Source organism: Marilutibacter spongiae, assembly GCF_014145325.1.
In the GTDB taxonomy this organism is placed as follows: Bacteria; Pseudomonadota; Gammaproteobacteria; order Xanthomonadales; family Xanthomonadaceae; genus Marilutibacter; species Marilutibacter spongiae.
This window is the reverse complement of sequence record NZ_JACHTF010000018.1, coordinates 55,017-74,320: the sequence shown is the minus strand read 5'-3', so window position 1 is coordinate 74,320 and position 19,304 is coordinate 55,017. Positions and strand designations below refer to the sequence as shown.

Annotated in this window: 17 protein-coding genes; 5 read left to right on the top strand and 12 right to left on the bottom strand. The window is 70.5% G+C overall.

All coding sequences use genetic code 11. The annotated features are described in order from the left end of the window. On the bottom strand, nucleotides 1-1,914 hold the full coding sequence (speA, locus tag H4F98_RS14485) for an arginine decarboxylase (RefSeq protein WP_182688549.1): 1,914 nt from the start codon (nucleotides 1,912-1,914) through the stop codon (nucleotides 1-3). A gap of 226 nt (nucleotides 1,915-2,140) precedes the next feature. Between speA and speE the strand changes: the two genes are divergently transcribed. Next, on the top strand, nucleotides 2,141-2,992 hold the full coding sequence (gene speE, locus H4F98_RS14480; RefSeq protein ID WP_182688548.1) for a polyamine aminopropyltransferase: 852 nt from the start codon (nucleotides 2,141-2,143) through the stop codon (nucleotides 2,990-2,992). Between the two features lie 7 nt (nucleotides 2,993-2,999). On the opposite strand, the gene H4F98_RS14475 is transcribed toward speE, so the two are convergent. The 3 genes from H4F98_RS14475 to H4F98_RS14465 all read right to left on the bottom strand — a co-directional run bounded on the left by H4F98_RS14475 (nucleotide 3,000) and on the right by H4F98_RS14465 (nucleotide 5,464). Beyond that, nucleotides 3,000-4,139: a GDSL-type esterase/lipase family protein gene (locus tag H4F98_RS14475; protein WP_182688547.1), complete on the bottom strand. Its 1,140-nt coding sequence runs from the start codon at nucleotides 4,137-4,139 to the stop codon at nucleotides 3,000-3,002. Further along, nucleotides 4,136-5,026, bottom strand: coding sequence for a cupin-like domain-containing protein (locus H4F98_RS16990; RefSeq protein WP_182688546.1), 891 nt, complete (start codon nucleotides 5,024-5,026; stop codon nucleotides 4,136-4,138). The genes H4F98_RS14475 and H4F98_RS16990 overlap by 4 nt, the downstream gene beginning before the upstream one ends. Before the next feature lie 99 nt (nucleotides 5,027-5,125). Then, on the bottom strand, nucleotides 5,126-5,464 hold the full coding sequence (locus tag H4F98_RS14465; protein ID WP_141519366.1) for a P-II family nitrogen regulator: 339 nt from the start codon (nucleotides 5,462-5,464) through the stop codon (nucleotides 5,126-5,128). Between the two features lie 211 nt (nucleotides 5,465-5,675). Here H4F98_RS14465 and ubiK point away from each other — a divergent pair, with 211 nt between their 5' ends. After that, on the top strand, nucleotides 5,676-5,936 hold the full coding sequence (gene ubiK, locus H4F98_RS14460; RefSeq protein ID WP_141519365.1) for a ubiquinone biosynthesis accessory factor UbiK: 261 nt from the start codon (nucleotides 5,676-5,678) through the stop codon (nucleotides 5,934-5,936). Nucleotides 5,937-5,951: 15 nt separating this feature from the next. Continuing rightward, the gene (locus tag H4F98_RS14455; RefSeq protein WP_182688545.1) at nucleotides 5,952-7,454 is read left to right on the top strand and encodes a YifB family Mg chelatase-like AAA ATPase; all 1,503 of its coding nucleotides are present in this window, start codon (nucleotides 5,952-5,954) and stop codon (nucleotides 7,452-7,454) included. Nucleotides 7,455-7,490: 36 nt separating this feature from the next. Here H4F98_RS14455 and H4F98_RS14450 read toward each other — a convergent pair whose 3' ends face one another. The 4 genes from H4F98_RS14450 to H4F98_RS14435 form a co-directional block, all read right to left on the bottom strand. Continuing rightward, nucleotides 7,491-8,006, bottom strand: a complete 516-nt coding sequence (locus H4F98_RS14450; RefSeq protein ID WP_182688544.1) for a hypothetical protein — start codon at nucleotides 8,004-8,006, stop codon at nucleotides 7,491-7,493. 99 nt (nucleotides 8,007-8,105) lie between these two features. Next, nucleotides 8,106-8,609 carry a hypothetical protein gene (locus H4F98_RS14445; RefSeq protein ID WP_182688543.1) on the bottom strand — a complete coding sequence of 168 codons (504 nt, stop codon included), beginning with the start codon at nucleotides 8,607-8,609 and terminating at the stop codon, nucleotides 8,106-8,108. Between the two features lie 158 nt (nucleotides 8,610-8,767). Next, nucleotides 8,768-9,223 (bottom strand): hypothetical protein, encoded by a 456-nt coding sequence (locus H4F98_RS14440; RefSeq protein WP_182688542.1) that lies wholly within the window; start codon nucleotides 9,221-9,223, stop codon nucleotides 8,768-8,770. 92 nt (nucleotides 9,224-9,315) lie between these two features. Then, a complete protein-coding gene (locus H4F98_RS14435) occupies nucleotides 9,316-10,578 on the bottom strand; it encodes a putative peptide maturation dehydrogenase (RefSeq protein WP_182688541.1) in 1,263 nt (420 codons plus the stop codon). 285 nt (nucleotides 10,579-10,863) lie between these two features. Here H4F98_RS14435 and H4F98_RS14430 point away from each other — a divergent pair, with 285 nt between their 5' ends. After that, nucleotides 10,864-11,193 (top strand): NHLP-related RiPP peptide, encoded by a 330-nt coding sequence (locus H4F98_RS14430; protein ID WP_182688540.1) that lies wholly within the window; start codon nucleotides 10,864-10,866, stop codon nucleotides 11,191-11,193. 9 nt (nucleotides 11,194-11,202) lie between these two features. Here H4F98_RS14430 and H4F98_RS14425 read toward each other — a convergent pair whose 3' ends face one another. From H4F98_RS14425 to aceB, 4 genes are all read right to left on the bottom strand, one after another. Further along, nucleotides 11,203-13,812 carry a putative peptide modification system cyclase gene (locus H4F98_RS14425; protein WP_182688568.1) on the bottom strand — a complete coding sequence of 870 codons (2,610 nt, stop codon included), beginning with the start codon at nucleotides 13,810-13,812 and terminating at the stop codon, nucleotides 11,203-11,205. 13 nt (nucleotides 13,813-13,825) lie between these two features. Beyond that, on the bottom strand, nucleotides 13,826-14,899 hold the full coding sequence (locus H4F98_RS14420; RefSeq protein WP_182688539.1) for a GGDEF domain-containing protein: 1,074 nt from the start codon (nucleotides 14,897-14,899) through the stop codon (nucleotides 13,826-13,828). Nucleotides 14,900-15,113: 214 nt separating this feature from the next. Then, nucleotides 15,114-16,415 (bottom strand): isocitrate lyase, encoded by a 1,302-nt coding sequence (gene aceA / locus H4F98_RS14415; RefSeq protein ID WP_182688538.1) that lies wholly within the window; start codon nucleotides 16,413-16,415, stop codon nucleotides 15,114-15,116. A 78-nt stretch (nucleotides 16,416-16,493) separates the two neighbouring features. Continuing rightward, the gene (gene aceB / locus H4F98_RS14410; protein WP_246373242.1) at nucleotides 16,494-18,173 is read right to left on the bottom strand and encodes a malate synthase A; all 1,680 of its coding nucleotides are present in this window, start codon (nucleotides 18,171-18,173) and stop codon (nucleotides 16,494-16,496) included. Nucleotides 18,174-18,341: 168 nt separating this feature from the next. On the opposite strand from aceB, the gene H4F98_RS14405 reads away from it, so the two are divergent. Beyond that, nucleotides 18,342-19,301, top strand: a complete 960-nt coding sequence (locus tag H4F98_RS14405; RefSeq protein ID WP_182688537.1) for a LysR family transcriptional regulator — start codon at nucleotides 18,342-18,344, stop codon at nucleotides 19,299-19,301. Nucleotides 19,302-19,304: the final 3 nt, after the last annotated feature.

The following is a 19,304-nucleotide window of genomic DNA, read 5'->3' as shown; positions in this document are numbered from 1 at the left end:
TCAGATCGCCCGGCCGACGGCGGCACCGCCGTCGTCGAGGTAGGTGTAGCCGGTCAGCCCGGCCTCGAGCGCGGCGAGCAGGCGCGTGGACTCGTCCTCCGGCAGCGCGGCGCCGGCCACGCGCGCGGCGTAGGCATCGCGCAGGTCGTCGAGCCGGTAGCCGACGTAGTCGAGCATGACGTCGGTGGTGTCGCCCCGGCGCTGCTGGCTGATCGCGAAGCCTCGCGCATCAGAGGCGTCCACGCGCACTTCGACCGCGTCGGTGTCGCCGAAGAGGTTGTGGATGTCGCCCAGGATCTCCTGGTAGGCGCCGACCAGGAAGAAGCCCAGGCGGTAGCTCTGGCCGTGCTGCAGTCCGTGCAGCGGAAGCGAGGTGTTGAGCGTCTCGTTCTCGACGTAGGTGTCGATGCGGCCGTCGGAGTCGCAGGTCAGGTCGGCGATCACGCCGCGCCGCGAGGGCGCTTCGTCGAGGCGCTCGATCGGCACGATCGGGAACACCTGCTGGATCGCCCAGACGTCGGGCATGGATTCGAAGACGCTGAAGTTGACGAAGTACTTGTCGACCAGGCGCTGGTTCAGTTCGTCCAGGGTCGCCTGGTGGCTCTTCTCGCCGGGCTTGAGCTGGGCGCGCACGGCATGGGCGATCGCGTAGAACAGGTCGTCGATGCGCGCGCGATGCACCAGGTCGATCTGTCCGAGCGCGTACAGCGACAGGCCTTCGCTGTGGTGGTGCTGCGCCTCGTGGAACAGCTCCACCGCCGGCCGGCTGCCGAGCTCGTCGTGGACCTCGCGCAGGTGGCGGATCACGGCCGGCTCGTCCTCGTGGACGTCGGGCACGCGGCCTTCCGGCGCCTGCTCGACCTCCGAGACGTTGGCCACCAGCACGGCGTGGTGCGCGGTCATCGCGCGGCCGCACTCGGTGACCAGGCGCGGCGGCGCCAGCCCGTGCGCCTCGCAGGCCTCGGCCAGGGGCTGGACGATGGTGCTGGCGTACTGGTTGGCGCCGTAGTTGATCGAGCACTCGCTGCGCGAGCGGGTGCCTTCGTAGTCGATGCCCAGGCCGCCGCCGACGTCCATGAAGCGCACCGTCGCGCCCAGCGCGGACAGCTCGACGAGGTAGCGCACCGCCTCGCGCATGCCGTTGGCGATGTCGCGTACGTTGGAGATCTGCGAGCCCATGTGGAAGTGCAGCAGGCCCAGGCAGTCGGTCATGCCGGCGTCGCGCAACTGCTTCCACAGGTCGAGCACCTGCCGCGGCGAGAGCCCGAACTTGGCCTTGTCGCCGCCGCTGTTCTGCCACTTGCCGGCGCCGAGGCTGGCCAGGCGCATGCGCACGCCCAGGCCCGGCCTGACGCCCAGGGCCTGCGCTTCCTCCATCACCAGGGGCAACTCGGACGGCTTCTCGATGACGATCCAGGTGTCCAGGCCCAGCTTGCGGCCGATCAGGGCCAGGCGGATGTACTCGCGGTCCTTGTAGCCGTTGCAGACGATCAGGCCACCGGGGCGGGACAGCGCCATGACCGCCATCAGCTCCGGTTTGCTGCCCGCCTCCAGCCCGAAGCCGTCGCCGGCGTGCGAGGCCAGCGTGCCGGCCACGCCCTGGTGCTGGTTGACCTTGATCGGGTAGACCGCGGTATAGCCGCCCGGATAGTTCCAGTCGCCCATGGCCTGCGCGAACGCGCCCTGAAGGCGCGCCAGGCGGTCGCCGAGGATGTCCGGGAAGCGCAGCAGCAGGGGCAGCTTGGCGCCCTTGCCGCGGGCCTCGTCGACCAGTGCCGACAGGGCCACGGACGGGCCGGCGTCGCGCTGCGGGCTGACGGTGACGCAACCGGCACCGTCGACGTCGAAATACCCCTCGGCCCAGTGCGGGATCGAGTAGGTCTTGCGGGCCTGGTCGGGGGACCAGTCGGGCATCGGCGGGGACATCGGCGAAACACCAGCGGCGAAGGGGATGCGCATTCTACCGTCCGCGGCCGTGAGGACGCGTGTCCGCGGGCCGGCGGTCACGAGCCGTTGGCGGGGGTCCGCTACAATTCGCGGCCTTGGGGCGCGGGCCGGTCCGCCCGCCCCCGTTCACCGGGACCGGCGCCATGCGGCAGCGGTCCCCTGATCTCGGCACTCTTCGCGGGGCGAACCGGCAATGAACGACAACACCACCTGGCACTACGAGAACTTCGACCCGACCGGCTCGGCGATCGGCTACCGCATCACCCGCAAGCTCGACGAGGTGCAGTCCCCGTTCCAGAAGATCGAGATCTACGAGAGCACCGACTGGGGCAACCTGATGCTCATCGACGGCGCGATGATGCTGACCACGAAGGACAACTTCCTCTACCACGAGATGATGTCCCACCCGGCGCTGTTCACCCACGCGGCCCCCAAGCGTGTCGTCATCATCGGCGGCGGCGACTGCGGCACCCTGCGCGAGGTGCTGCGCCACCCCGGCGTCGAGAGCGCCACCCAGTGCGACATCGACGAGCAGGTCACGCGCATGGCCGAGAAATGGTTCCCCGAGCTGTGCGAGTCCAACGGCGATGCGCGCGCGGAACTGCTGTTCGACGATGGCGTGGCCTACATGGCCAACTGCCCGGCCGGCAGCGTCGACGTCGTCATCGTCGACTCGACCGACCCGGTCGGCCCGGCCGAAGGCCTGTTCAACAAGGCGTTCTACGAAAGCTGCTTCAGGGCGCTCAAGGACGACGGCATCCTCGTCCAGCAGTCCGAGTCGCCGCTGATGCTGGTCGAACTGATCCGCGAGATGCGCGGCGAGATGGGCAAGGCGGGGTTCAACGCTTTCGCGACCCTGCCGTTCCCGCAGCCCTGCTATCCGACCGGCTGGTGGAGCTGCACGCTGGCGCGCAAGTCCGGCGGCTTCGCGTTCCGCGAGGACGCGGCGCGCGAGCGCGGCTTCGCCACCCGGTACTACACCGCCGAGGCCCATGCCGCCGCGCTGGTACCGCCGCCCTTCCTGGCCGAAGCGCTCGCGGGCTGAGCCCGGTCTAATGGGCGCCCGGCGGCGTCGCCGTGCGCTCTGCAGCCTCGCGCTCGCGCCCGGCGACGAGGGCGGGTCCCGCCGGGGCCACCAGGGCCAGCAACTCGCGGTCGCCGATGGGGCGGAAGTCCAGGCCCCACTGGCGGCCGATGAAGTCCAGCAGAGACCCCGCCCAGCGGCCGCTGACCAGGGTCCCGGCATGGCCGTCGGCCAGCGTGGTGTGGAACGGCGCATCACCGAGCGTGTTCTCCACGCGCGTGCCGTCGACGAACTCGAGCGTCCGGTAGGCGCCGTGCCCCTGCGCGTCGCGACCGCCGAAGTGCGCGTGGAACCAGGCCCGGTCGTCGAAGAAGGCGACACGGTCGTCGGCGTCCGCCATCGCGCGCAGCGCATCGTCGAAGCGATCCAATCCCCGCCCCACATTGGCCAGCGCCGCCGGGCTCCAGGCGTGGTCGAAATGCATCGCCCAGTGGGTGTTGTCGAAGATGCCCACGAGCACGACGCGGGTGTCCGGGTGGCGCGCATGCAGCCGGGCGACCGACTCGCGCAAGGCCGACACGCAGGCGTCGATGGCGCCATTGACGCGGGCGTCGCCGGGATCGGCGCCCAGCGCCTCGAGCGCGCGCTGCGTGCCGAAGCTGTTCACCCCGATGCGGAACACGACCGCGCCGTGGCGCCAGGGCACCGGATCGGCATCCATCATCGCCAGCAACGACGGGACTTGTCGGTAGCCTTCGACCAGGTCTTCGCACCCGGCACCGGAGATGGCGAAGTTGTAGTCGTAGTCCTCCTTGCGCGGCGCGCGGGCGGGGATGCCGACGGCGCGCAGCAGCCGCGCGATGCGGCCGCGGGTGCCGCGCACGCCCCATTCGCCGACGTCGAGCTGGTCCGTGCGCAGGCGGGCGAGGATCTCGTACCAGTTGAAGGTGACTGCGCGATAGGCGCCGCCGCGCGCCGGGTCGCCCTCGGGAAAACTGATCCGGTCCTGGTAGGAGTGGCTGTCGGAGTCGCCCACCACGGCGAGCGCGAAGCGCGGCGGCGCGCCCGGGTCGGCCGGGGCCGGCGCGTCGCCACCGTTGCAGGCGGCCAGGGCGAGCAGTGCCACCGTGCAGCCCGTGCGCGACAGCGCGCGCGCGGCCCGGTTCACGGCGCGACCGGGGCCTTCAACAGGCCCGCTGCGCGGCGCCCCACGCGCCAGAGCGCCGACTTGGCGGCCACGCCCGCGGCGTCCATCGCCACCCGCCGGGGGTTCATGCCCAGGCGGGACAGATAACGCCGGGCGTAGTGGTTGAACAGCAGCGCCTGCGTCAGCCGCCGGCTCTCGGACGTCCTGAAGATGATCGACAGCGAGATCGACACGTCCTCGCTGCCGTTGCGGACGTGGTGGCCGGCGGCGAAGGGGATGTGCAGCGCCTGTCCGGGGGTGAACTGGAACCGCTCGCCCAGGGCCGCGGCGCCCTCCCGCCACTCGGGCCGGCGGCCGCTGCGCGCGAAGTAGTGCTCGGCGTCCTCGTCGGCGACCACGCGCGGGTCCCAGGGCGGATAGACCACGACCTCCTTGCACCCGCGCACCTGCATCAGGCAGGTCGAGTAGCGGTCGATATGGAACGGGGTGACGCTGTCGGGCGAGGCGATGAACAGGTACAGCATCGCGTCGTCGAAGTCGGCGCGGATGCCCGCGGCGGCGGCCATGCCCTCGACGTCCGAACACAGCGCGTCATACACGGGGCGGAAGGACGGGTGGGCCTCGGGCTGGCGCACCATGATGTAGGCATCGCTGCCGCGCAGGTCGTCCAGGGCCGCTTCCAGGCCTTGGCCGGGCCTGTGCTCCTTGTGGGCGTTGTCGAAGTCGTCGGCCATGTCCAGGCGCCCGCTGGAATGGAACACCTGTTCGCGCGGCAGGGCCGGGATCACCTCCGACAGATTGCGCAGGGACAGGGCCGGATGCGCTTCCAGGGTGTGCCCGAACACGAAGGCCCGGCGGTCCAGGCTGGCCTTGGCCTGCACCTCTTCAAGCTCACTGAAAACCCGCACGCATGCCCCCTGCCGATCCACGCCGGTCGCGATGGGTGCGCCGGCTCCAGGAGGATCAACGGGCTGGGCGATGGCGACCGGACACGTGGCCCGGTGCCCTCAGAGGGCGTCGCCGTCGAGTTCGCCGGTGCGGATGCGGACCGCGCGCTCCAGGTCGTAGACGAAGATCTTGCCGTCGCCGACCTTGCCGGTGCCCGCCGCCTTGATGATCGCCTCCACCACCAGGTCGGCCTGGTCGTCGGTCACCGCGACCTCGAGCTTGATCTTGGGCAGGAAGTCGACCACGTACTCGGCGCCGCGGTAGAGCTCGGTATGGCCCTTCTGCCGGCCGAAGCCCTTGACCTCGGTGGCGGTGACGCCGGCCACGCCGGCCTCGGCCAGTGCCTCGCGGACATCGTCGAGCTTGAACGGCTTGACCACCGCCATGATCATCTTCATCGCTTCCCCTCTGGACGCTGCGGGACCGGCGGAGATCGCCGGGCGCGCTCAGGATACCCGCTCGCCCGCCGGGCGGTCAGCCGCCGGCATGCGCTAGAATCCCCCGCCGCGCCGCCCTCCGTGTAGGACTTTTCCGACACGACATCGCGGCGCAGGCCGACTGCGCCATCACGACCGGCAGGTCATGCTGGGGCATCGCCGGAGGAACAAGATGATCGACCTGAGCCACATCGACGAACTCGCCCGCCGCCTCAGCAACCTGGTCCCCCCGGGCCTGCGCGAGAGCCGCGAGGAACTGCAGGAAAACTTCCGCACCGTGCTCCAGAGCGGCCTGACCCGGCTGGACCTGGTCACCCGCGAGGAGTTCGAGGTCCAGCGCGAAGTCCTGCTGCGCACCCGGGAGAAACTCGAGGCCCTGCAGCAGACCGTCGCCGAGCTGGAAGCCCAGCTGGGCCACGCGCCGCGCCACTGACCCGGGTCTCCCGACATGAACCTCGCCCTCGTGCACGGACGTGCGCGGTCGGGGGTGCGTGCGCCCGCGGTCCGGGTGGAAGTGCACCTGGCCGGTGGCCTGCCCGCCATGTCGATCGTCGGCCTGCCCGAGGCCGCCGTGCGCGAAGCCAAGGATCGCGTGCGCGCCGCCATCCAGTGCGCGCAGTTCGAATTCCCCGCGCGCCGCATCACCGTCAACCTGGCCCCTGCGGACCTGCCCAAGGACGGCGGCCGCTTCGACCTGCCGATCGCCCTTGGCATCCTCGCCGCCAGCGGCCAGGTCCCGCTGGACGCGCTCGACGGCCATGAATTCCTCGGCGAGCTCGGCCTGACCGGCGAGCTGCGCGCGGTGGACGGGGTGCTGCCGGCCGCGCTCGCCGCGGCCGATGCCGGCCGCATCCTGGTGGTGCCGCCGGGCAATGGCGCCGAAGCGGCGCTGTGCAGTCGTGGCGAGGTCCGCGTGGCCCGTACCCTGCTGGAGGCCTGCGCGCTGCTGCAGGGACGCAAGGCCCTGCCACGCGCCGAAGCCGCCGCGGTGGAGGCCTGCGCCGGTCCCGACCTGGCCGACGTGCGCGGCCAGCCGCACGCGCGCCGCGCGCTGGAAGTCGCCGCTGCCGGGGGCCATCACCTGCTCCTGGTCGGCCCACCCGGCTGCGGCAAGACGCTGCTCGCCTCGCGCCTGCCCGGGATCCTGCCGGAAGCCACGGAACCGGAGGCCCTGGAGGCCGCCGCGGTGGCCTCGGTGAGCGGACGCGGCCTGGACCCGGCCCGCTGGCGCCAGCGCCCCTATCGCGCGCCCCACCACACCGCCAGCGCGGTCGCCCTGGTGGGCGGCGGCGCCGAGCCCCGTCCGGGCGAAGTGTCGCTGGCCCACAACGGCGTGCTGTTCCTCGATGAATTCCCCGAGTGGAGCCGACAGGCGCTGGAGGTGCTGCGCGAACCCCTGGAGTCGGGGGTGGTGACGATCGCCCGCGCCGCGCGCAGCTCGGAGTTCCCGGCCAACTTCCAGCTGATCGCGGCGATGAACCCCTGCCCCTGCGGCTGGGCCGGCGACGCGAGCGGACGCTGCCGCTGCAGCCCCGATGCGGTCCGCCGGTACCGGGCCAAGGTCTCCGGACCCCTGCTGGACCGGATCGACCTGCACGTGGAGGTCCCGCGGCTGCCGCCTGCGGCGCTGCGCGCCGATGCCCCCGCCGGCGAGTCCTCCGCGACGGTGCGCACGCGCGTGGTGGCGGCACGGGAACGGGCGCTGGCGCGCGCGGGGCGGCCCAACGCCATGCTCGATCCGTCCCGCCTGGCCGCGAGCTGCCGCCTCGCCACGGCCGACCAGGACCTGCTCGAGCGCGCGGTCGAGGCCCTGCGGCTGTCGGCGCGTTCCATGCAGCGCATCGTGCGCGTGGCCCGCACCATCGCGGACCTGGCAGGCAGCGACGGGATCGAAACGCCCCACCTCAGCGAGGCGATCGGCTACCGGCGCATGGACCGCGCGCTGGAGTGAGCCCCGCCGGCGCCCGGGGCGCCGGCGGGGCTCGGTTCAAAGCTGGCCGCCGCAGTTCTGGCCGCAGACCTTGGGCCGCTCGAGGTAGGCGCGTGCGCCCTGCCGCGCCTGCAGGCGCTCGGCCTCGGTGCCGCAGCGGGTGGTCTTGCGCTTGGAGCCGGTCACTCGTTCGCGCCAGCACACGGTCTGCCCATCGGCCGCCGCCGCGCTGCCCTGCACGTAGGCGTTGATCTTCTGCAGCGCATTCTCGAGGGCGACCTTCTCGTTGATGTCCAGCTGGTCCAGGCGGGACTTGCCCTCGGTGATCGCGAACACCTCGGCCTGCGCGTCCCGCACGCGATTGTTCTCGCGCGTGGTCAGGCCCTCGATGCCGCCCGCGTCCAGGTGGGCGCGCAGCTCTCGCTGCTGCTCGAGGATGACCTGCAGGCCGTCGACGTCCTCGATGTCGACCGCTGGGGGATCATCGCCCGGGGGCGTTTGCGCGCACACCGGGCCGGCGATCGCCAGGCACAGCATGCAGATGGGCAGCAGGGATCGCACGAACGCTCGCATGTCCAACGCCTCCATCGTCGGCCGGCGATGCCGGCCCTTGCGGTCACGGGGCGGCGGCCCGGCCGGTGCGACCGGCACGGGACGGGCCCCGCATCGGGATCAACGCCCGGTCGCCGGCTCCAGGCCGCGGCCACTGCCGCAGTCGGAGGTGGCGCTGGCGCCGCAGCGCTGGCCGCGGTTGAGGTAGTTGCGGGTGTCCTCCTGGACGGCGCGCATCTCGGCGACGGTCGCGCAGCGGGTTTCCTTCATGGTCGTGCCCAGCTTGCGCTCGCGCCAGCAGTGCTGGCGGTCGTCTTCGTTGTCGGCCAGGACCGCCTTGACCTCTTCCAGCGCGTTGAACAGTTCCGCCTGCTGGTCGGGATGCAGCTGCTCGACCGCGCTGACGCCGTCGAGCAGGCTGAAGATCTGGTCCTGCGCGGCCTCGATCCGGGCCAGCGCCCTGGGATCGAAGCGCGCGTAGTCACCGGTCGAACCCTCGGTCTGTTCGCGGATCTCGCGCTGCTGCTCGAGGATCTGCCCCACCTTGTTCGCGCTGGCCAGGGCCAGTGTCGATGCCAATGCCAGGACCACGCCCAGGCCCACCCTGTATCCGTGTCGGTTCATCGCAGGATTCCATGCTGTGTTGGGGAATCCCGACGATACGCCCGCCCCCGGGGCGCTTCAACCACGCGCCGGACGCCCAACGACGTCGCCCGCGCAGGGCGCGGGCGACGGGTGGGCCACAGCGCGCGGGCGCTGTCGCAGGACGAGTGCGGTGCGACTCAGCCGCCGCCGCCGCAGTCCTCGCAGACACCGCTGCGCTGGAGCTGGGCGCGGGCCTGTTCACGCATCTCGCGCTGCTGGGCGACGGTCATGCAGACGCGCTCGAAGCGATTGCTGCCCAGCTTCTTGCGGCGCTCGCAGACCTGCCGGTTGTCCTCGGCGTCGCGGAGCGTGCGCTCCATCCAGGCCACGTCGTCGGCAACGGCGTCGCGCTGGGCGGCATCCAGCTCGTCCATCGACTGCTTGCCTTCGATCGCCGCGGAAATCCGCGCCTGGCGCTCCAGGACTTCCTGGCGCCTGGCCTTGGACATGTCCTCGTAGACACCGGTGCCGGCGGTGGCGCCGGCCTGGATCCGGGCCTGCTCGCTTCGCAGCGCGGCCAGGTCGATCGCGGCGGTATCCGCGGCCAGTGAAGTCACCGACAGGCCCAGGGCCAGCACGGCCGTACACGACACAACGCACCATTTGAGCATCACACGCATCCATCCGACGACGTAGGGACCTTCGACGCTACCGCAGCTTTGCCGATCCTGTCGACTGCCCCCGGTCATGCCGGTCCCATTCCGGGGGCGGCGGGAGCCCAGACCTCCCCGGCGGGGTCGAGCTCGGCGGTTTCCATGACCGGCCCGCGCCAGCCGAAGCCACAGATCGCCAACGCGCCCTGGCTGACCGGATCGAGGCCGAACGCGCGCTCGAGCTGCTTTTCGTTGATCGCGCCGGTGATGAAGGCGCCCAGGCCGGCCTCGGTCGCGGACAGGTACAGGGTCTGCGAGAGGTGGCCGCCTTCCAGCGCGACGACGCGGTAGCCCTTGGCGTGCTGGCGGTATTTCCAGAAGGTGCGGTCGAAGCGCGGCGACAGCAGGACGACCACGTGGGCGTCGGCGAACCAGTGCTGCTGCGCGACCATGTCCATGACGAAGCGGCGGAGCGCGCTGGGCTCGGCGGGGATCGCCTCGTCGCCCTCGCGGCCGTCTTCGCTGCCGCCAGCTGCATCGGTCGCGCGGAAAGGCAGCGGCTCCAGCGCGTGGTCGGTGGCGTGGTAGTGGTACAGCCCCGGCGCGACGCCCTCCACGTGCTGGACGACGAGGTAGCACTCCATCGGATGCAGGCCGCCGCCGCTGGGGACGTTCTTCTTCAGGAACACGGTGTCCTCGGAGACCCGGACCTCGGCCTGGGCGGCGAACACGCGCTGCATGACCCGGGCGAAGGCCTCGAACGGCAGGAGACGGGAGGGGTCGAAATTGCGACAGGTGGCGCGTCGCGCGAGCAGGCGGTCGAAGTCGTTCGGCGCGATCCTCGGCAGCGCCACGCGCGCATCGTCCTCGGTGCGGGTCGCGGCCTCGACCGGCGGCGCACCGAGCACCTGGCGCATCTCCACCGCGGTCTCGGTGCGGCTGTCCTTGCTGTTCTGCACCGCGTCGACCCCTTCCCAGCGGGTGAAGGCATGCAGGGTCGCGCCGAGCGGATGCCAGTGGACCTCGCGGAAGCGCGCGTCGCGCTCGCGCCAGCCGGCCCGCACGGCATCGCCATCGCTGTCGGCGACGACCAGGCCCTCGGTGAGCAGGCGTGGCAGTGCCGGGGCGAGGTCGACGTCGAGGCCGTCGGCCTCGATCCACTGCCCCGGGCTCAGCTGGCCAAGCAGTTCACGCTCGGTCCCGTCGAGCTCGACCTCCTCGCCGATATGCGGGGCCAGCGCCAGCCAGCGCCGCTCGCGCCGCAGGCCATCGCCGCCGGCAAGCAGCGATTCCAGCTCGAACGCGACGTCCTCGCGGGGTTCAAGGAACACGACGGCGCAGCGGCGGATCTTCATGCGGGCAAATCCAGGAGCGTGGGGCTGGAGTATGCGGACCCGACCCCGCCGCGGCCAGCCGCGGGCCCGCATCGGAGCCCCTCCCGGCACGCGACGCGACTGCCGTCACCGCGGCCTTGCGCGAAGGAGACGGCCCCACCATTCCACACCCCTCTGCCCGCGGGAGTGCCCGCCGCATAGCCTGCCGGGAGTACCCCGCGAATCTGTGACGGTTGCCCATTTCCAGCGGGAACGCTAGATTCTGCCGATGACGGCCTGGCCCAGGCCGCATATGGGGACCCATCGATGAGCACGAAGACCCGGACCGCGCCGCTGTCGCCGGAGATCGCCGATCGCCTGCTGGACCTGCTCGGCAGCGACGACCTGTTCCGCGAACGCTTCCAGCGCGACCACCTCGCCGCTCTGCGCTCGATCGGCCATGAATCGCCGACCCAGGGACAGATGACCGCTTGCGGGTCCCTGCCCATGGCCCAGGCCGAGCCGTTCCGTGACTGCAAAGTGCGGCAACTGGCGTCCAAGGACACCATCAACCAGGCACGCAACGAGATCCGGGCGATGCTGCTGAAGGGGCTTGCCCAGACAACGCCGAACCTCGACGTCGGCGAGATGCCTTAAGGCACTGCCTCAGCGCAGGTACGCGGGGGCGCCGTTGGGCCAAAGTTCTTCGAACTCTGCGAGCCTCGCGGCCGCCTCTTCCGGCCTTCCAAGCGCATCGAGACTGCGGGCCTCCTGCCTTACCGACAGAGTGCTGTCGAAGACGTTCAGCGCCTGCAGGCAATAACCGCATTCCAGCTCGGCATAGGCAAGTCCTCGCCGCTTCTGCAACCAGCCCGCTTCCCTGATCGCCTTTTCGTGGTCGCCGTTTGCCACGTAGGCGCGCATCAGGGTGGCTCGCGTCTGATAGCGCTCCCAGCCCGAGAGCAATCGCTCCAGTTGCTCGATGGCCGCACCCGGCTTGCCCGCGATGATCGACTGCTGGGCGCGCACGACCGTCGCAAGCTCCTCGAGTGGAGGGGTCTCCATCAGCCGGGGGTAACGTGCGACTTCCGAGACAAGGCGCTCCGCCTGCCTCCCCTTGCCTTGCCTGGCCAGCACCAGCGCTGCCGCGAGCACCGTGGCGGCGTCATCCTGGGCGTCGGCGGAACTCTTCTTCGAGAGCGCCTCCAGCGACCCGTCGGCTGCATCCAGCAATCGCTTCTCCGCTCCCGCCTGGTCTCCCGATAGCCATTCGGAAAGCGCCAGCGGAACCTGGAGATACCTGGAGTCAAGCCCACGGCTGTCGCGGAGCGACGTGAGCGCGTTGGCGGCGTGGTTGCGGGCGCCAGCCCAATCCCCTCGATCGACGGACACCGAGGCCATTTCGATGTGCGCGTAAGGATCACCAGGCTCGAGCTGTTTCAAGTACGCATCTGCCTGGGCAAACCTTCGCTGGGCCGCTTCGAGGCCAACAAGGCGACGAATGCTGCCGCCCGACATGCTGTTGGCCCTGCGAAGCGCTGCCGCGGCCTCCTCGTAGCGTTCCAGCGCAAGCAGGATGCGCCCTTCGGTGTCGAACTGGACGGCAAGCAGGGGATTCTGGCTGACGGCGGCCGCACGGACATGGGGAAGCGCCTCTTCGAACCTGTTCTCCTCGTAGAGCCAAAGCGCCGCATTCCCTTGGCCTGGATAGAAGTCCGGATACAGCCTCGCCAGCTCGGTCCATTTCCCGGTCGCATCGGCGGGCGAAAGGAATCGTGCCGCCCACGCTTCCACGTACAACGCTTCGCGCGCCGGAAGGTGTCCGACGAGTTGCTTGGCGCGAAGAAGCGCATCCAGGGCCGCATTTGCATTCACCTGGCTGAAATCGGCACGAACGATTCCCAGCCATGCCAGCGCAAATTGCTCATCCAGGACAGTGGCTCGCTCGAAGAGCCGCCTCGCCTGGTCGAAGTCCCGTGATTCGAAAGCCTCCTGCCCCAGCGCATACGCCCGCAGCGCATCCAGGTTGCCGGTGGTGACCTCCGGCAAAGGTCTGGAGTCCTTGTCGATCTGGGCGACGGCCTCGCCGAGGTCGGCGCGCAGCGCGCCGGTGACTTCGTCGATGGAGGCGAGCACCGACGCCTCGCCCTTGCCGTCGGCGGCGTGGGCGTAGACGGTGGCCTGGCTGTGCGGGTCGACGACCTCGACGCTCATGCGCAGGCGACCGCCCACCTCGGACACGGTGGGCAGGATCACCGCGCGCGCGCCGTCACGCTGGGCAATCTGGGCGGCGATGTCGCGGTCGACGACCGTGTCGGGGGCCAGGCGCATGCGCGCCAGCGTGTCGCGCACCTTGAGGTCGGACAGCACGTTGACGTGGCGCGACTGCTCCAGGCTGATGCGGAACGCCTGCTCGAGGGAGTCTTCCAGCCCGGCGTCGCCGGTGAGGTTGCGCAGGTCGCCGACCACCACCCAGTCGCGCTCGCTGAAGGCGATGGCCGGCGGCGGGCGGGTCGCGAACCAGCCGCCCACCGCGATCGCGGCGACGAGGGCGGCTTCCGCGGCCATGGCCGTCGGGCGCCGCCACAGCGGAACGGCGCGCTGGGCCTTGGCGCTCTCGATGGGCCTGCGCAGTGGCGCGATGCCGGGCTCGCCGACTTCGAACACCTCCTGGGTCTCGGGCATGCCCTTGAAGCGCCAGCGGCCATGCGACTTCCATACCAGGGCCAGGCCGCGCTCGCCCATGTCGCGCACGGCCCGGTGGGTCAGGGACTCGGCCACGGCCGACATCAGGATCTGCCCGGGTCGGGCGATGCTCATCAGGCGCGCGGCCATGGGCTTGGCGAGGCCTTCGACCTCGAGTGGCTTGGCGCCCAGGCGGACGGATTCCTCGCTGTTGCGCCAGGTCAGCAGTTCGCCCACGTGCAGGCCCGCGCGGGCCTTGAGCTCGATGTCGCGCAGCTTGCCGATCCCGGCCAGGCCCTGGCCGTAGTCCAGGGCGAAACCCAGGCCGTCCATGGGCCGCTCGAAAAGCAGCAGCAGGCCGTCGGAACGGTCGATCAGGCGGCCGCGCCAGGCCTGCTGCAGGCGCAGGACCAGGCGGTCGTGCTCGCGGAACAGCTGCGCGGTGGCGGTGTCGCCGAGGCGCTCGACGATGCCGGTCGAGTCGCAGATATCGAGCAGCAGGATGGTGCGCAGGTTGCGGCTGTGGCCGTCCTCGCCAGGCTCGCCCTGGGGCTGGCCGGTGTCGTCGTGCGCGTTGCTGGCGTCGTCCATAACGTCCCCCCTGTCAGGACAGTGGCTCGGATGCATCCTGCCATTCGACGCGATCGCCGCCCAGTCGCTTGGCACGGTAGAGCGCGGCGTCGGCGAGCGCGTACCAGGCATTCCAGTCCAGGTGGGCGTCGACCAGGCTGGCGCCGACGCTGATGGGGCAGATGATCGGCGCCTCGTCGTGGCCGTCGTCCAGCTCCAGCAGGCCCTGCGCGGTGCGCACGATGTAGTGCGCGAAGCGCAGGACCTCGTCCTCGGTTTCGGCCTTCACCACCAGGCAGAATTCGTCGCCACCCAGGCGGCAGGCGATGTCGTCCGGGCCCACCACCGCGCGCAGGATGCTGGCGATGCTCTGCAGCACGCGGTCGCCGACGAGGTGGCCATACTGGTCGTTGACCTGCTTGAAGCGGTCGCAGTCGACGATGACCAGGCCCATGGTCGGCGGCATGCCGATCGCCCGGCACTCCTGCAGGTGCAACATCAGCCCGCGCCGGTTGTAGAGGCCGGTGAGCTCGTCGGTCCGGACCAGTTCCTCGGTCTGGTTGAGCTGGTGGGTGGTCGCGTGCAGGCTGTCCAGCGCGGCCTGCAGGTCGTGGTTGCGGCGGCGCAGGCGGCGGGTCAGGGCCTGCTCGTTGAGCACGACGCGCATGATCGCGCGGCGCAGGAAGCACGACACGACCCCCGGGTCCTGGTCGACCAGGGCCTCGAATTCCTGGTGGTGCAGCTCGATCAGGGTGCAGTCGACGCTGGCGACGGCGCTCGCGCTGCGGGCGTGGTTGCCGATCAGCAGGCCGAGTTCGCCGAAGAACTCGTTCGGTCCCAGGCGCTTGACCTGCAGGTCGTCGCCGAAGTCGAGCTCGATCTCGCCGCGCTCGATCAGGAACATGCTGGTGCCCAGGTCGCCGCGCAGGAACAGGGTGTCGCCGGCCTTGACGTCGCTCAGGTGGCCGACGGCGGCGAAGAGCTCGAACTCCCCGGACGTGAGGACGCTGGAGCTCAGGTCGGCGCCGCGCAGGGCGGCGGACGCGGCGCTCGTCGCGCTACGCACCGGTCGGCCGGACTTTGCGATCACAGCGGTCCTGCGGTTCATCACCACTCCCCATGCCTTTCGCGCCACGTTCCATTTGCAAGGCCTGCGAACCTGAACGACGCAGTCTTACTGAGAATAGCATCACATTGAGCGCCTAACGGGGAAAGCGGGCGCGGGCGGACAGGCGGTCGGGACAGGCGGGCGGCACCGGGGCCGGAAAGCTCGAAAGCGGACGTGCCGCACCCGGCAAGCGCCGGGTGCGGCACGCGTGGACTCAGGCGGCGATCGCCTTCTCGTCCTGGAACTGGGCTTCCTCGGTGGAGCCCTTCAGGGCCACGGTCGAGGACTGGGCGCCCTGGATGGTCTGGGTGACGGCATCGAAGTAGCCGGTGCCGACTTCGCGCTGGTGCTTGACCGCGGTGAAGCCCTTCTCGGCGGCGGCGAACTCGGCCTCCTGCAGCTCGACGAAGGCGCTCATCTGCCGGCGCGCGTACCCGTGGGCGAGGTTGAACATGCCGTAGTTGAGCGCGTGGAAGCCGGCCAGGGTGATGAACTGGAACTTGTAGCCGTAGGACGCGATTTCCTTCTGGAACTTCGCGATGGTGGCGTCGTCGAGGTTCTTCTTCCAGTTGAAGCTGGGCGAGCAGTTGTAGGCCAGCATCTTGCCCGGGTACCTGGCGTGGATCGCCTCGGCGAACTTGCGGGCGAACTCGAGGTCGGGCTTGCCGGTCTCGCACCACACCAGGTCGGCATAGGGCGCGTAGGCCAGGCCACGGCTGATCGCCTGGTCGAGGCCGTTGCGGGTCTTGTAGAAGCCCTCCACGGTGCGCTCGCCGGTGCAGAAGTCCTTGTCGTTGTCGTCGATGTCGCTGGTGAGCAGGTCCGCGGCCTCGGCGTCGGTGCGGGCGACGATCAGGGTCGGCACGCCCATGACGTCGGCGGCCAGGCGCGCGGCGACCAGCTTGTCGACCGCCTCGCGGGTGGGCACCAGGACCTTGCCGCCGAGGTGGCCGCACTTCTTGGCCGAAGCCAGCTGGTCCTCGAAGTGCACGCCGGCCGCGCCGGCCTCGATCATGCCCTTCATCAGCTCGAAGGCGTTGAGCACGCCGCCGAACCCGGCCTCCGCATCGGCGACGATGGGCTGCAGGAAGTCGACGTCGCCACCGCCCTCCGCGCACTGGATCTGGTCGGCGCGCAGCAGGGTGTTGTTGATGCGCTTGACCACCGCCGGCACCGAGTCGGCCGGGTACAGCGACTGGTCGGGGTACATCTGGCCGCCGAGGTTGGCGTCGGCGGCGACCTGCCAGCCGGACAGGTAGATCGCCTTCAGTCCGGCCTTGACCTGCTGCATGGCCTGGTTGCCGGTCAGCGCGCCGAGCGCGTTGACGAAGTCCTCGGTGTGCAACGAAGCCCAGAGCTTTTCCGCGCCGCGACGGGCCAGGGAGTATTCCACCGGCACGGTGCCGCGCAGTCGCACGACTTCCTCGGCCGAATAAGGGCGGGTGATGCCGGCCCAGCGGGGGCTGCTGGCCCATTCCTGGCGCAGCTGGTCGGCGGTGGCGTGGACGTGGGTCATGGCGGTGTTCCTTTTCTGGATGTGCGACAGGCGGGAAACGGAGTGGGCTATCGGGTGGGGGCAGGACGCCCCTGGCCCTCAGTCCAGGCGGGCGTAGGCCGGCAGGGTGAGGAAGTCCTCGAGGGTGTCGGCGTGGGTGAGGCGGTCGAGCACGCCGATCGCCTCGTTGATGCGACTGCCGCCGGGCAGGCGGGCGCGATCTCCCAGGCGGGCCGGCAGGCCGATGAAGGCGCGTTCGAGCAGGGCGAAGTCGACGGGCGTGCCGTCGTCCAGGTGCAGGCCCTCGCCCGGCGGCACCTGGCCGATCGGCAGGCGCGTGTGGTGCAGCCACGACCACAGCTGGGCTCGCGCGATCTCCGCGGTGGCGGCGTCTTCCATCAGGTGGTGGATCGGCACGCAGCCATTGCCGTCGAGCCAGGCCGCGAGGTAGCGCACGCAGACCTCGACGTTGCCCTCGAAACCGGCGCGGGTGATGGTCCCCAGCGAGGGCTTGATGAGATCGTCGCGGGTGACGGTGACTTCGGCCCGCAGCACGTCCTGCTGATGCTTGCCGGGCATGCGCTCGTCGAAGACCTCGCGCGCCAGCGGGATCAGCGCCGGGTGCGCGACCCAGGTGCCGTCGTGGCCGGCGGTGACCTCGCGCAGCTTGTCGGCGCGGACCTTCCCCAGCGCGACCGCGTTGGCCTGCTCGTCGCCGCCGATCGGGATCTGCGCGGCCATGCCGCCCATCGCATGGGCGCCGCGGCGGTGGCAGGTCTGGATCAGCAGTTCGGAATAGGCGCGCAGGAACGGCTGGGTCATGGTGACCTGGCCGCGCTCGGGCAGGACCCGGTCGCGGTGCGCGCGGAAGGTCTTGATGTACGAGAACACGTAGTCCCAGCGCCCGCAGTTCAGGCCGGCGATGCGGCCGCGCAGCGCGTGCAGGATCTCGTCCATCTCGAACACCGCCGGCAGCGTCTCGATCAGCACGGTGACCTTGATCCGGCCCGCGTCCAGGCCCAGGACGTGCTCGACGTGCCCGAGCACGTCCTCCCACAGCTGCGCTTCCTCCATGGACTGCAGCTTGGGCAGGTACAGGTAGGGCCCGCGGTCCTTCGCGGCGAGCACGTCCGCATTGTGGAAACAGAACAGGGCGGCATCGAACAGGCTGCCGGATATCGGCGCGCCGTCGACGCGCAGGTGCTTTTCGTCCAGGTGCCAGCCGCGCGGGCGCACCATCAGCACCGCCTGTTCGGCGAAGGGCTTGAGCGCGTAGGCCTTGCCGGCCTCGCTGGTGAACGACAGCGTGCCGGCGACCGCGTCGCGCAGGGCGCGCTGGCCGACGAGGAGGTTGTCCCAGGTCGGCGCGGTGCTGTCCTCGAAGTCCGCCATGTAGCAGTTCGCGCCGGAGTTGAGCGCGTTGATGACCATCTTCGGATCGACCGGGCCGGTGATCTCCACCCGGCGATCGAGCAGGGCGGCCGGCAGCGGGGCGACGCGCCAGTCCGCATTGCGCAGCGCGACGGTGTCGGCGCGGAAGTCCGGCAGGCCGCCGGCATCGTAGAAGGCCTGGCGCTCGCGGCGGGCGGCCAGGCGCTGCTGGCGGCGCGGCTCGAACCGGCGGTGCAGGTCGGCCAGCAGGGCCAGGGCGTCCGGGGCCAGGATCGGGTCCTGCCCGTGCGGGCCCGCCGGGGCCTTGATCTCCACGCCCTCGGGCACCTGCGGACCGTTCCGCGAGCCATGGCGGGGGTCGTGCTGTTCTGCCATCACTGCCGACATCGTGCGTCTCCTGCGATACGCCCCCACGGGGCGGTTTCTGCGGGTGGTCCAGGCCGGGGACCCGTGTTCTGGCCTTGCACTGCACCATGCGGCGAGGTCTGGTATTTGACAATCAAGTTTTTGCAATGCAATACATAAGCAAACCTAATACGGTGTTCCATCACGCCCATGAAGCCCGCCGCACCGCGCTTTGCCTACAAGGGCGACCGCCTCAAACCCTTGCGCGCGTTCTGCCAGACCGCCCGTCTGGGCTCGGTCTCACGGGCGGCTGAGGCGCTGTATCTCAGCCAGCCGGCGGTCACCCTGCAGCTGCAGGCGCTGGAGCGGGATATCGGCGTCAAGCTGCTCGAACGCAGCGGGCGGCGGCTGGTGATGACCCGCGAGGGCGAGGCCCTGTACGAACTGGCGCGCCCGCTGGTCGAGGGCCTGGACGGCATCGAGGGGGCGTTCCGCGAACGGATCCGTGGCCTCGACGGGGGCGAGCTGAACGTCGCCGCGGGCACCTCGACGATCCTCTACCTGCTGCCGCGGATCGTGGAGCGTTTCAAGGCCGAGCACCCGGAGGTGCGCCTGACCCTGCACAACGTGACCGGCGCGAGCGGCCTGGACCTGCTGCGCTCCGACGACGTCGACATGGCGGTCGGCTCGATGCTCGACGTGCCTGCCGACCTGGACTACGCCCCGGTCTACCGCTTCGAGCCGATGCTGATCACCCCGCCCGACCATCCGTTGGCGGACAAGCCGGACCTGTCGCTGCAGGACCTCTCGCCCTACGGCCTGATCCTGCCGCCCCAGCGACTGACGACATACCGCATGGTCGACCTGGTCTTCCAGCGCAACCGGGTGCCCTACACGGTCGCTCTGGAAGTGGGTGGCTGGGAGATCATCAAGCAGTACGTGGCCATGGGCCTGGGCATCAGCATCGTGACCGCGATCTGCCTGACCGAGACCGACCACGAGCGCCTGGCCGCGCGCTCGCTGGCCGGGTACTTCCCCGACCGCAGCTACGGCGTGGTGGTGCGCAAGGGCAAGTACCTGAGCCCGCAGGCCCGCGCGTTCAGCGAGCTGATCAAGCCCGACCTGTTCGTGCGCGGCGACTACTACGACACCGGGCCTTCCGAGCGCTGAGGC